This is a genomic window from Bacteroides sp. HF-162, assembly GCF_015679285.1.
GTDB lineage: Bacteria > Bacteroidota > Bacteroidia > Bacteroidales > Bacteroidaceae > Bacteroides > Bacteroides uniformis.
Genome location: NZ_CP064937.1, coordinates 411465 through 423831, shown reverse-complemented (window position 1 = coordinate 423831; position 12367 = coordinate 411465). Strand labels below are relative to the sequence as shown.

13 protein-coding genes and 2 tRNA genes are annotated in these 12367 nt (G+C 48.7%); 5 read left to right on the top strand and 10 right to left on the bottom strand.

Annotation, left to right across the window (positions count from 1 at the left end; all coding sequences use genetic code 11):
* Positions 1-27: 27 nt before the first annotated feature.
* The 5 genes from pyrE (at position 28) to ITJ87_RS01690 (ending at position 2811) form a co-directional block, all read left to right on the top strand.
* The gene (gene pyrE, locus ITJ87_RS01710; RefSeq protein WP_005825142.1) at positions 28-666 is read left to right on the top strand and encodes an orotate phosphoribosyltransferase; all 639 of its coding nucleotides are present in this window, start codon (positions 28-30) and stop codon (positions 664-666) included.
* A gap of 93 nt (positions 667-759) precedes the next feature.
* On the top strand, positions 760-1170 hold the full coding sequence (locus ITJ87_RS01705) for an SRPBCC family protein (RefSeq protein ID WP_117965559.1): 411 nt from the start codon (positions 760-762) through the stop codon (positions 1168-1170).
* 21 nt (positions 1171-1191) lie between these two features.
* Positions 1192-2532, top strand: coding sequence for an argininosuccinate lyase (argH, locus tag ITJ87_RS01700; RefSeq protein ID WP_196096305.1), 1341 nt, complete (start codon positions 1192-1194; stop codon positions 2530-2532).
* Positions 2533-2634: 102 nt separating this feature from the next.
* Positions 2635-2707 (top strand) — tRNA-Gly (locus ITJ87_RS01695).
* Between the two features lie 20 nt (positions 2708-2727).
* A tRNA-Leu gene (locus ITJ87_RS01690) sits at positions 2728-2811 on the top strand.
* A gap of 349 nt (positions 2812-3160) precedes the next feature.
* On the opposite strand, the gene ITJ87_RS01685 is transcribed toward ITJ87_RS01690, so the two are convergent.
* From ITJ87_RS01685 to argR, 10 genes are all read right to left on the bottom strand, one after another.
* Positions 3161-4411, bottom strand: a complete 1251-nt coding sequence (locus tag ITJ87_RS01685) for an acyloxyacyl hydrolase (protein ID WP_117965555.1) — start codon at positions 4409-4411, stop codon at positions 3161-3163.
* 219 nt (positions 4412-4630) lie between these two features.
* Positions 4631-6286 carry an AMP-binding protein gene (locus tag ITJ87_RS01680; RefSeq protein ID WP_117965553.1) on the bottom strand — a complete coding sequence of 552 codons (1656 nt, stop codon included), beginning with the start codon at positions 6284-6286 and terminating at the stop codon, positions 4631-4633.
* A gap of 7 nt (positions 6287-6293) precedes the next feature.
* The gene (locus ITJ87_RS01675; protein WP_016272528.1) at positions 6294-6848 is read right to left on the bottom strand and encodes a helix-turn-helix domain-containing protein; all 555 of its coding nucleotides are present in this window, start codon (positions 6846-6848) and stop codon (positions 6294-6296) included.
* 72 nt (positions 6849-6920) lie between these two features.
* The gene (gene proC, locus ITJ87_RS01670) at positions 6921-7694 is read right to left on the bottom strand and encodes a pyrroline-5-carboxylate reductase (RefSeq protein ID WP_016272529.1); all 774 of its coding nucleotides are present in this window, start codon (positions 7692-7694) and stop codon (positions 6921-6923) included.
* 46 nt (positions 7695-7740) lie between these two features.
* Complete coding sequence (locus tag ITJ87_RS01665) at positions 7741-8862, bottom strand: aspartate aminotransferase family protein (protein ID WP_117600277.1); 1122 nt, start codon at positions 8860-8862, stop codon at positions 7741-7743.
* 6 nt (positions 8863-8868) lie between these two features.
* A complete protein-coding gene (argC, locus tag ITJ87_RS01660) occupies positions 8869-9837 on the bottom strand; it encodes an N-acetyl-gamma-glutamyl-phosphate reductase (protein ID WP_005825122.1) in 969 nt (322 codons plus the stop codon).
* Positions 9830-10048: a PspC domain-containing protein gene (locus tag ITJ87_RS01655; RefSeq protein ID WP_005825120.1), complete on the bottom strand. Its 219-nt coding sequence runs from the start codon at positions 10046-10048 to the stop codon at positions 9830-9832. The genes argC and ITJ87_RS01655 overlap by 8 nt, the downstream gene beginning before the upstream one ends.
* A complete protein-coding gene (locus ITJ87_RS01650) occupies positions 10049-11254 on the bottom strand; it encodes an argininosuccinate synthase (protein ID WP_117600278.1) in 1206 nt (401 codons plus the stop codon).
* A gap of 13 nt (positions 11255-11267) precedes the next feature.
* Positions 11268-11825 carry a GNAT family N-acetyltransferase gene (locus tag ITJ87_RS01645; protein WP_005825115.1) on the bottom strand — a complete coding sequence of 186 codons (558 nt, stop codon included), beginning with the start codon at positions 11823-11825 and terminating at the stop codon, positions 11268-11270.
* A 35-nt stretch (positions 11826-11860) separates the two neighbouring features.
* A complete protein-coding gene (gene argR / locus ITJ87_RS01640) occupies positions 11861-12334 on the bottom strand; it encodes an arginine repressor (protein ID WP_005825113.1) in 474 nt (157 codons plus the stop codon).
* Between the last annotated feature and the right edge of the window lie 33 nt (positions 12335-12367).

Below are 12367 nucleotides of genomic sequence, written 5' to 3'. Positions count from 1 at the left end.
ATTTATCATATATAGATTAGTTTTGCTATGAAAACTTTAGAAAGATTGTTTGCAGAGAAGTTGCTGAAGATAAAAGCGATTAAACTACAACCGGCTAACCCGTTCACTTGGGCATCCGGATGGAAGTCTCCGTTTTATTGTGATAACCGCAAAACCCTTTCTTATCCTTCTCTCCGTAATTTCGTAAAGATTGAAATTACGCGTCTGATTTTGGAACGTTTCGGACAGGTGGATGCCATTGCCGGTGTGGCAACGGGAGCTATCCCGCAAGGTGCCTTGGTGGCCGATGCATTGAACTTGCCGTTTGTATATGTACGCTCCACTCCGAAAGACCATGGACTGGAGAATTTGATTGAAGGTGAACTTCGTCCCGGTATGAAGGTGGTAGTCGTGGAAGATTTGATTTCTACGGGTGGAAGCAGCTTAAAGGCTGTAGAGGCTATCCGCCGTGACGGATGTGAGGTCATTGGCATGGTGGCTGCCTACACTTATGGTTTCCCGGTTGCCGAAAAGGCTTTCAAGGATGCCAAAGTGCCTTTGGTGACGCTGACCAATTACGAGGCTGTGATGGAAGTGGCACTGCGTACGGGCTATATCGAGGAAGAAGATGTGGAGACTCTGAATGAATGGCGTAAAGACCCTGCACATTGGGAATCCGGGAAATAAGGACTTATTTGTAAAAATGTTAATATGGATAAAAGAGCCATTCGGATAGATTCTGTCCGGATAGTTCTTTTTTCTTTTTGAATACGATTGATTATGACGAAATTTGAGAGTGGAGTGAAAGTTGTACCGGCTTCACAAGAAGCTGTTTATGAAAAACTTTCCGACCTGAGCAATCTGGAGAAGGTGAAAGACCGTCTGCCTGAAGACAAAGTGAAGAACTTGAGTTTTGATGCGGAGAGCATGACGATAGAGGTGGCTCCCGTGGGAAAGATTACGTTGCAGATTGTGGAGAAGGAACCTTGCAAGTGTATCAAGTTTGCAACAACCACTTCACCGCTGCCCTTCAATCTGTGGATACAGATTGTACCCATCACCGAAACCGAATGCAAAATGAAGCTGACCATCGGCATGGATATAAATCCGTTTATGAAGGCCATGGTGCAGAAACCCTTGCAGGAAGGATTGGAGAAGATGGCAGATATGCTGGCGATGATACAATATTAATCATTAATCATTAGAAACAACGTGGCTCAGAAACTTTGGGAAAAATCCGTTCAGGTAAATAAGGATATCGAACGCTTCACGGTAGGCCGTGACCGTGAAATGGACCTTTATTTGGCAAAGCACGATGTGCTGGGTTCCATGGCGCACATCACAATGCTCGAAAGCATTGGCTTGTTGACGAAGGAAGAACTGCGGCAATTGCTGGCCGAATTGAAGAAAATCTATGCGATGGCCGAGTGTGGAGAATTTGTGATAGAAGAGGGAGTGGAAGACGTTCACTCACAAGTGGAACTTATGCTGACGCGCAACTTGGGTGATATAGGTAAGAAAATACACAGCGGACGTTCGCGCAACGACCAGGTGTTGCTCGATTTGAAGCTCTTTACCCGTGCAGAGATAAAGGAAGTGGCGGAGGCTGTGGAACAATTGTTCCATGTGCTGATTATGCAGAGCGAACGCTACAAGGATGTACTGATGCCGGGCTATACACACTTGCAGATAGCCATGCCGTCTTCTTTCGGACTTTGGTTTGGGGCATACGCCGAGAGCCTGGTGGACGATATGATGTTCCTTCAGGCAGCTTTCAAGATGTGCAACCGCAATCCTTTGGGTTCTGCTGCGGGATACGGTTCCTCGTTCCCGCTGAACCGTACGATGACTACCCGTCTTTTGGGATTTGATTCCCTCAACTACAACGTAGTGTATGCCCAGATGGGGCGTGGCAAGATGGAGCGTAATGTAGCTTTCGCCCTTGCCAGTGTGGCCGGAACCATATCGAAATTGGCTTTTGACGCATGTATGTTCAACAGTCAGAACTTCGGTTTTGTGAAGCTGCCGGACGATTGCACTACCGGCTCCAGCATCATGCCTCACAAGAAGAACCCGGACGTCTTTGAACTGACGCGTGCCAAGTGCAACAAACTGCAATCCCTTCCCCAGCAGATTATGATGATAGCCAACAATCTTCCTTCCGGCTATTTCCGTGACTTGCAGATTATCAAAGAGGTCTTCCTGCCTGCTTTTCAGGAACTGAAAGATTGTCTGCAGATGACGACTTACATCATGAATGAAATCAAGGTGAACGAACATATTCTTGATGATGACAAGTATCTGCTTATTTTCAGTGTGGAGGAAGTCAACCGCTTGGCACGTGAAGGGATGCCTTTCCGCGATGCCTACAAGAAGGTGGGACTGGATATTGAAGCCGGAAACTTCTCGCACAGCAAAGAGGTACATCATACCCATGAAGGCAGTATCGGGAACCTTTGCAACGATGAAATCTCTGCCTTGATGCAGAAAGTGGTGGAGGGTTTCAATTGTGAGACCATGCAAGCTGCGGAGAAAGAGTTGCTGGGCAGGTAAAAGGTCCTGCGGGTTCAAGTCCCGCTTCGAGTACTGTACTTTTATAAAAAAAAATTTGGCAGAAACGGGAAAACTGTTTATCTTTGCACCCGTTCTCCAAATGCGGAAATAGCTCAGTTGGTAGAGCATAACCTTGCCAAGGTTAGGGTCGCGAGTTCGAGTCTCGTTTTCCGCTCTCTTTTCCCTTTTTAGGATGCTCGAATGGTGGAATGGTAGACACGAAGGACTTAAAATCCTTTGGCCATTGCGGCTGTGCGGGTTCAAGTCCCGCTTCGAGTACTCGATTAAGCTCTGTGAATCATTGATTTGCAGAGCTTTTTCTTTATAAGCTCTTGATATGAAAGACCGTTTCCCTATAGCGAACAAAGTGTTTCCCTTAATAGAACAAGTTGTTTCATTATGGCGAACACTTTGTTTCCCTTAACAGAACATTTCGTTTCATCATATGAAAACAGACTGTTTTTCCTTATTGGAACAAACTGTTTCTCTATACTTGAACAAAGTGTTCATCTCTGTGAACTAACAAACTAACTATAATACTATAGTAGATGATATGCGCGTGGCACTTGGTAATATGTGCTTGCAGATGAAATAAAAGAATCTATATAAATAGCCTCCTCTTTATTGTTCAGAACAGCTTGGGGCGTTTGTTATTGAACCGATAGCCGATACCCAACATCAGATAATTGGGCTCATGAAATTCCCGGAGGTTATATCCTATATGGAGATACGAATTGCGTGTTACGTCTATTTTCAGGGCAAGAATCTGATAGAAAGACTTCATGTCACCGCCGCCGTGCAGAACATTGGCTCCCAGACCGATACCTACCGTGAAGTAAGGCATGACAAATTCTCCGCGGGCGGATAAGCCCAATGCCATCTGCTTCTTGGCGGGCGGAGTATAGAAGCCGTTCTCTTCTTCGTACGATTCTTTCATGTTCGCACTGTGGTCGTATACGCCGTCCAGCGCCACACCGGCACGGAATTTATAGCCGAAGTTGTACATGGGTGCAAAGCTGAAACCGAACACGTTGTAAGTGCCGGGTGCGGGTACCTGGCCACTACTGCCCTCATGGGCCACTGCTTTCTTTCGCCAGGAGCCGAACAAAGTCAAGTCGTAGCTGACGTGGCGGGGGAATGGAGGAACGATAGGGCGTTGCCATGATTGGGCGAGTTCATCTGCTCTGCGGTTAAAGTTATATACCAGTCCCACTTTGCAGTCCACCGTGTTCAGGCCGGAGTTGGGATATTGGGTGTTTCCGTTGGAAAAGTGGCTTCCGGTAGCTCCTATCATCAAGTCGAACTTGGGGGAGAGTGCCCACTTTAAGTAGAGGTTCACATTGAGATAGGCATTCACTTTCGAGCCGATAATCTGGTTCTCCGGGTTGTCATATTCATCGTAGGGTTTCCAGCCGAACGATGCGCCGAAGTTCCATTCATAGTTCAAGGATATGCGGGGGCTGAATTGGGCGATGCGTCCCCCTTGAAACAGATAGACCGCCAGCGGGTTGCCCAGCTCTTCCGGATTGCCGAAGTTGAAATAGCCGACTCCAATCCCTTGATAGGCTCCTATATAAGCCTGGTCGGCAACGGTGTGGGGACGGAGCTGGAAGGAGTATTTCAGATGGCCGGCATAGGCATTTTTCATGGCCTTGTATTGGTGGTTGGAGTACTCCAGAAAAGGGTTGGTCTGAAAAATATAGCCAGCACGCCCTTCTACGCCTAATCTGTGGATGAAGCGCTGTGAGAAAGGGAGTGTGTCCCGTTTGTATTCCGAATGGCTATCGGATGTCCATTGTTGGGCGTATATTGTATCAGACAAGAAAAGTACCGCTCCTAAGAAAGCCAGTATTTTCCATATCTGCATGCTATTTTTCATATGCCGTGTCGGTCTTTCTTGTTTATAAATGTTCCGAGTGAAGTTTAATTTCGTGCAAATATAGTTTTTTTATCCTTTTGACATTCACAATGAGACAACTATTTGTAAAAAGAGGGGGTAAAACTGAAATCGCCAATAGAATGGCCGACTTCGGTTTTACCCCCTCCTTATTCATTCACCCGGATGCTGTCTTATGATTCGGATGCTGGGTGGCGAGCATTATTTCCGGTCGTTCTCCCGGATTTCCACCCGGCGGATTTTCCCGCTGATGGTTTTGGGGAGCTCATCAACAAATTCGATGACACGTGGGTATTTGTAGGGAGCCGTCACTTTCTTCACATGGTTCTGCAACTCCTTGACAAGCCCTTCTCCAGCGCGTGCCTTGTACTCTTTTGCCAACACAATCGTAGCTTTTACCACTTGGCCGCGGATTTCATCGGGCACACCGGTAATGGCACATTCCACTACGGCTGGGTGGGTCATCAATGCACTTTCCACTTCGAACGGACCGATGCGGTAGCCGCTACTTTTGATGACGTCGTCGGCGCGGCCTACGAACCAGAGGTAGCCGTCTTCGTCCTTCCAGGCTACGTCTCCCGTGTAGTAAATGCCGTTGTTCCATGCCTCGTGGGTGCGGTTGGCATCGCGGTAGTATTCCTTGAACAATCCCAGCGGTTTGCCTTTGTCGGTACGGATTACAATCTGTCCCTGCTCACCGGCTTCCACGGAACGTCCTTCGTGGTCTATCAGGTCTACCTCGTATTGCGGATTGGGCAATCCCATGCTGCCGGGTTTCGGTTCCATCCATGGCATGGTGGCAACGGTAAGGGTCGTTTCGGTCTGTCCGAATCCCTCCATCAGCTTGATGCCCGTCAACTTCTTGAAGGTCTCGAATACGGCGGGGTTCAATGCTTCTCCGGCGATGGTGCAGTATTCCAGACTGGATAGGTCGTACTTCGTGAGGTCTTCGTGAATGAGGAATCGGAAGATGGTGGGCGGCGCACAAAGCGACGTGACGTGATAATCTTGTATCTTCTCCAGTATGGCTGCGGGAGTGAATTTCTCGTGGTCGTATACAAATACGTTGGCGCCGGCAATCCATTGTCCGTAGAGCTTGCCCCACACGGCTTTTCCCCAACCGGTGTCGGCAATGGTGAGGTGTAGGCTGCTCTCTTTCAGGTTGTGCCAGAAGCTGCCGGTGACGATGTGTCCCAACGGATAGGTGAAGTCGTGGGCCACCATTTTGGGCTCTCCGGTAGTGCCGCTGGTGAAGTACATCAGGGAGATGTCATCGTTCGTATTCGGATGTTCAGGTTTCACGAAAGGAGCGGCAGCCTCGATACCTTTGTGAAAGTCTTCGAATCCTTCGGGAATTTCCGGCCCGACGCTTACGAGGCGTTTCACAGAAGGAGACTCCGGCATGGCTGCCGTGATATGGTCGGTGATGACGCTTTCGCCGGCGCAGACTATCATCTTGATGTCTGCGGCGTTGCAACGGTATACGATGTCTTTCTTCGTCAGCAGGTGGGTGGCGGGAATCACCACTGCACCGAGTTTGTGTAGTGCCACAATGCTGAACCAGAATTCGTAACGGCGCTTCAGTATCAGCATCACCATGTCTCCGTGGCCGATGCCGAGGCTTTGGAAATAGGAAGCCGTCATGTCTGTGTACCGTTTCATGTCGGCAAAGGTAAATTGCCGGCATTCGCCCTGGTCATTGGTCCACAACAGTGCGGGTTTGTCGGGTTGCTCGGCGGCCCAGGCATCCACTACGTCGTAGCCGAAGTTGAAATTCTCCGGTACGTTTATCTTCAAGTTCTTGATGAAGTCCTCCTGTGAGGTGAAGGATGTTTGAGATAAAAATCTTTCTACCATAACTTTATTACATAATTACTGCCAGGAATTTTACAGTCTTTCCGTCAAGCGCCTTCATGCCGTGCGGCAGTTTGGAGTTGAAGTATAGACTGTCTCCTTCGTTTAAGATTAAGTCTTTGCCGTCGATGCTGACCATCATACGGCCTTCCAGTACGAGGTTGAACTCCTGACCGGCATGGCTGTTGTAATGTATCGGCTCGCTGTCCGGTTTCGGTTCTACGGTCACGATGAACGGGTCTGCCGTGCGGTTGATGAAACCGGCTGCCAGTGATTGGTATTTATATGCCTTGGTACGTTCTATACTGGTTCCTTTTCCGGCACGTGTCAGGAAGTAGGAGCTCATTTTGGGCTCTTGCCCAAACATCAGTGCGTCCAGTGATATGCCGTAGTGCCGTGCTATCTTCTGCAGCATGCTGACCGAGATGTCGAATTCTCCGGTTTCGGCCAGGCGGTACTCTTCTGCAGAGATGTCGCAGTCGCGGGCGATATCGTCGGCAGTCAGTTCCAATACGTCACGCAGTCCGCGCAGGCGTTCGGCTATTTGTCTGATTTGTTCGTCCATAATTATATTTGTTTTAAATGGGTTGTTATTGAAATACACCGTTACGCCGCAGGGCATTGGCATATTGGCACATTAAATACTCGCTTTGATAGCTTTAATCACAGTGGAGGTGAATCCTTCGTGTTCCAGTTCGTTGATTCCCTTGATGGTAATTCCTCCGGGAGTACACACCTTGTCAATCTCAACACTGGGGTGTGTGTTACTGTTCAGAATCAGCTCGGCTGCTCCCTTCACGGACTGTGCCACCATGCGCATGCCGTCTTTGGGGTAGATACCCATTTCAATGCCGGCCTGCATAGCTGCCTGGATGTACTTCAGCACATAGGCGATGCCACAGGAAGTCATGGCGGTGGTTGCCGCAATCTTTTCCTCGGGAATGAGCATGGCAAGTCCCATCTGGTTGAAAATGTCCAGCATCAGCTGCTCCTGCTCCTTGGTGGCATTGCGGCTGGCGATGAGTGTCATACTTTCCATTTCGCTGATGGCTGTATTGGGAATAAGGCGGAACATGGTCATTTCCTTGTCTGCTACATAGTGTGTCAGTTCTTCGAAGGGAATACCGGCTGCAACGGAGATAAGAATCTGTGTGCCTCTCAGTTTCAATTCCTTTACCACAAGTTTCATCAGCCATGGCTTCACGGCAAAGATTATCATATCTGCACCGGTCACTGCTTCCTGATTGTCGTTAGTCACTTGCAAAGCGGGGAATTCTGCCTTCAGTTTGTCCAGCTTGTCCTGGGTGGGGTTGGAGACAATGATGTCACCGGCAGGGATGATTGTTCCTTTTGCCAGCCCGCGGGCGATGGAGCCTCCCATATTTCCGGCACCGATAATTGCTATTTTCATATTTTCTTGTTGTTAAAAGAGTTGTCTGTTGGCAAAGGTAGATAAATTAAAGAACTTTCTTGAAGCGTTTCAAGAATTCCTTTGCTTCGTCCATGCTGAGGCACAGAGGCGGCAGCAGGCGGAGCACATTCGTACCGCTTACGCCGGTGAATACATGTTGCTCTTTCAGCAGTCTTAGGCGCAGTACCTTGATGGGGGCTTCAAATTCCAGTCCTATCATCAGTCCTCGTCCGCGAACATCCTTGATTTGCGGGAACTTTCTCAGTTCTGTCATCAGGAAGTCACCGACTTGCGCTGCATTTTCTATCAGTTTTTCTTGCTCTATGACGTCCAGTACGGCAAGGGCGGCACTGCAAGCCAGGTGGTTTCCACCGAAAGTGGTTCCAAGTTGCCCGTATACCGGTGTAAACATTGGGCTGATGAGTACGCCTGCCATCGGGAAACCATTGCCGATGCCTTTTGCCACGGTGACGATGTCGGCTTTGATGCCGTTGTACTGATGGGCGAAGAACTTGCCGCTGCGTCCGTAGCCGCTTTGGATTTCATCGAGAATCAAGACCGTGTTGTGTTCCGTACAAGTCTGGCGGAGAGCCTGCATGAATTCGTCTGTCGGCAGTTGGATGCCGCCTACACCTTGTATGCCTTCGATAATCACTGCGCAGACATCTCCTTTGGACAATTCGGCCTTCATGGCTTCGATGTCGTTCAACGGGAGGTAGGTGACGTGCCCGCAGTTGTTGATGGGAGCGATGATTTTAGGATTGTTCGTTACTTCCACCGCCAGTGAGGTACGTCCGTGGAATGCTTTTGAGAAGGATATCACACGGGTACGGCCATTGTAGAAAGAGGCGAGTTTCAAGGCGTTTTCATTGGCTTCGGCACCGCTGTTGATGAGGAAGAGTGAGTAATCATCATAGCCGCAGACCTTTCCCAAACGCTCTGCCACTTGCTGTTGCAGCTTGTTGATTACTGAGTTTGAGTAGAATCCTAACGTAGCAACTTGATTGCTCACCATCTCTACATAATGTGGATGTGCATGTCCGATTGAGATGACTGCATGGCCACCGTAGAGGTCGAGATATTCGGTACCGTTCTCGTCCCATACATGGCAGCCTTTTCCTTTGACGATGTTGATGTCAAAGAGAGGGTATACGTCGAATAAATTCATTTTTTTTTAGAATGCAGAAGGTTTCAACCGTAAACCTACGGTCTCTTCCAGGTTAAACATTAAATTCATGTTATGGACAGCTTGTCCGCTGGCGCCTTTCAGGAGGTTATCGATGCAGGAAATGATAAGCAGTTTGTCGCCGTGCTTCTCCAGATGGATGAGGCACTTGTTGGTGTTTACCACTTGCTTCAGGTCGATATTCTTCTCCACGATGTGGGTAAAGGAATCTTTGGCGTAATATTCTTCGTACATGCGGACGATTTCTTCCAGGGCCACTTTGGTCTTCACCACAATGGTGGTGAAGATGCCGCGCGGGAAGTCGCCGCGGTAGGGGATGAAGTCAATGTCCGCATCAAAGCTGTTCTGCAGCTGTTTGAGCGATTGCTTGATTTCGGGCACATGCTGGTGCTCGAAAGCTTTGTAGACACTCATGTTGTTGTTGCGCCAGCTGAAGTGGCTCGTGGCGCCCGGTTTCACACCGGCGCCGGTACTTCCGGTAATGGCGTTCACCATGATATCATCATTCAGCATCAGATGTTTGGCAAGCGGTAGCAGCCCCAGCTGTATGCAGGTGGCAAAGCAGCCCGGATTGGCTACGTGCTTCGCTTTGCAGGTGGCACGGCGGTTCAGCTCCGGCAGGCCGTAGATGAAGTCGTGTTCGGGAGAGGCTATGCGGTAGTCCATGGAGAGGTCGATGATTCTCAGTTCCTCGGGCACGTTGTGGCTTTCGAGGAACTTCTTCGTGTCGCCATGTGCCGTACAGAAAAAGAGTACGTCGATTTCTTCCAGCGGGAGCTGGTCGGTAAATACCAAGTCTGTTTCGCCGTACAGTCCTTCGTGTACGTCGGTAATTTTGTTGCCGGCGTTGCTTGAGCTGTTTATGAAAACGATTTCCGCTTCCGGATGGTTGAGCAGCAAACGTATCAGTTCGCCTGCCGTGTATCCGGCTCCGCCGATGATTCCTACTTTAATCATTTCGATAATATCTATTTGGTTCTTGTGGTATAACAATTAGCATTATAATGTATATGGGTATGCCTGCAAATGCAGTAAAGATCGTGGCGAACGTATAAACGATACGCACCAATGAGACATCGAGTCCGAAAAAGTTTGCCAGTCCTGCACATACGCCTGAAAGCATCCTTCCAGTCCGGGGACGTGTCAGTTTTTGCTTCCTGCCGGTCATTTAGATTTTCTCGTCTTTATGATTTGAATAATAAGCACGCAGTGCTGTGGAGGTTACTTTGATGAAGCCCTTGGCATCTTCTGCCGTCCATCCTTTCTGCATCTCACCGTATTCACCAAACTTGTTTTTCACAAGGTCATCTTTGCTTTCTACACCTACGGTAGAAAAGCAGAGCGGGTGAAGTTCGAGGATAGCCGTACCGTTTACGTTGCGTTGCGAGGATTCCAGCATGGCTTCGATGTCGCGCATTACTGGTTCCAGATATTGGCTTTCGTGCAGGAACATGCCATACCAGTTGGCTACCTGGTCCTTCCAGTATTGCTGCCATTTGCTCAAAGTGTACTTCTCGAGGAACTTGTGTGCTCCGATAATCAGCATAGGTGCGGCAGCTTCGAAACCTACGCGGCCTTTGATACCGATAATCGTGTCGCCTACGTGCATGTCGCGACCGATACCGTATGCCGCACCAATCTCTTCTACCTTCTGGATGGCTTTGATGGGGGCGTCGAATGTCTCGTCGTTCACGGCTTTCAGCTCACCTTTTTCAAAAGTGAGGCGCAACTGCTCGCTGCCCTCTTTGGTGCAGTGCTTCAGATAGGCGCTTTCGGGCAACCCTTGCGCGGAATCCAGAATCTCGCCACCGCAAATGGAAGTGCCCCACAAACCTACGTTATAGGAATATTTCAGTTTGGTGAAGTCGGCGGCAAAGCCGTGTTTGTTCAGATAATCAATCTCTTCCTGACGGCTCAGTGCCATGTCGCGTGTCAGCGTGATGATTTCCACGCCCGGAGCCATGACGAGGAAAGTCATGTCAAAACGAATCTGGTCGTTACCCGCACCCGTAGAACCGTGGGCGATGGCATCCGCGCCGATTTCGTTGGCATAACGTGCAATGGCCAATGCTTGGAAGATACGTTCGGAACTTACAGAAATAGGATAGGTACCGTTACGCAAAACATTGCCGAATACCATGTATTTCAAGCTTTTCTCATAGTATTCCTGCGTCACGTCGAGGGTGACGTATTCTTTGGCGCCCAGCTTGTAGGCATTTTCTTCGTTTGTCTTCAACTGTTCAGCACTGAAACCGCCCGTATTGGCACAAGCTGCATATACTTCGTACCCTTTTTCTTTGGTAAGATACATCACCGTAAACGAGGTATCCAAACCTCCGCTGAATGCGACTACTACTTTCTTCTTCTTTTCCATATCCTTAGTATTTTTATATTTTATCCTCTTCGTGCAGCTTCGGGTCGTAAAGCATTGCTGTGCAAATGCAGAATTTACGGTTCTTAGCTACCAATATATCATGGTTGATACAGCCTTCGCAACCTTTCCAGAACGATTCGTCATCGGTCAGTTCGTTGAAGGTGACGGGCACATATCCCAGCTCGGTATTCATTTTCATGACAGCAGCTCCGCTGGTGAGACTGAAAACTTTAGCATTAGGCCAGCGTAGGCGTGCCAGGCGGAAAGAAGCGGTCTTGATACGTTTTGCCAGCCCCAGTCCCCGATATTTGGGGTGTACTATCAAACCGGAGGTTGCTACATATTGCTTGTTACCCCAGCTCTCTATGTAGGTGAAACCGGCAAAATCATCTCCACACAAGGCTATGATAGCCTTTCCTTCTTTCATTTTAGTAGCTACGTATTCGTGTGTGCGTTCTGCGATGCCCGTTCCGCGTACCTTGGCAGCTTCCCGGATGGTATCCAAAATCTTGTCTACGTAAACTTCATGTGAGGCGTCAGCCACCATCACATCAATTTGTTTCGAATCCATTTCTTATTTAATTTCTTGTTTTTTGTTGTTATCTATCATTTAATGTTCGGGATGATTTGCGATAGGAAGCTGCGTACCTCGTCATGTGACGCTGCTTCGTGCACCACCAGCATGATGGTGTCATCTCCGGCAATGGTACCCAGAATGGCGGGACACTCTCGGTTGTCGATGTCGTAGGCCATGCTGCTGGCATATCCGGGCCGGGTACGGATGACGGCAATATTGCCCGAAAATTGAAGTGAAACGAATCCGCTTGTCATCAGCATTTCACTTGCACTCTGGTCGTTCGAACGTTTATACATGATGTTGTTGGGCAGCACATATACGTATTTACCGTTCATGTTCGCTGCTTTCGCTACTTTCAGCTGTTTCAAGTCGCGTGACAAGGTGGCTTGTGTCAGTTCAAAGCCTTCCTTGCTCAAAGCTTGCAACAGTTCTTCCTGAGAACTGACGTCTTTGCTTGAGATAATCATCTTGATGGCGTCTAACCGATTGGCTTTTTTCTTCATTTTCTGTATAATTATTCTAAGAGTAGTGCAAAA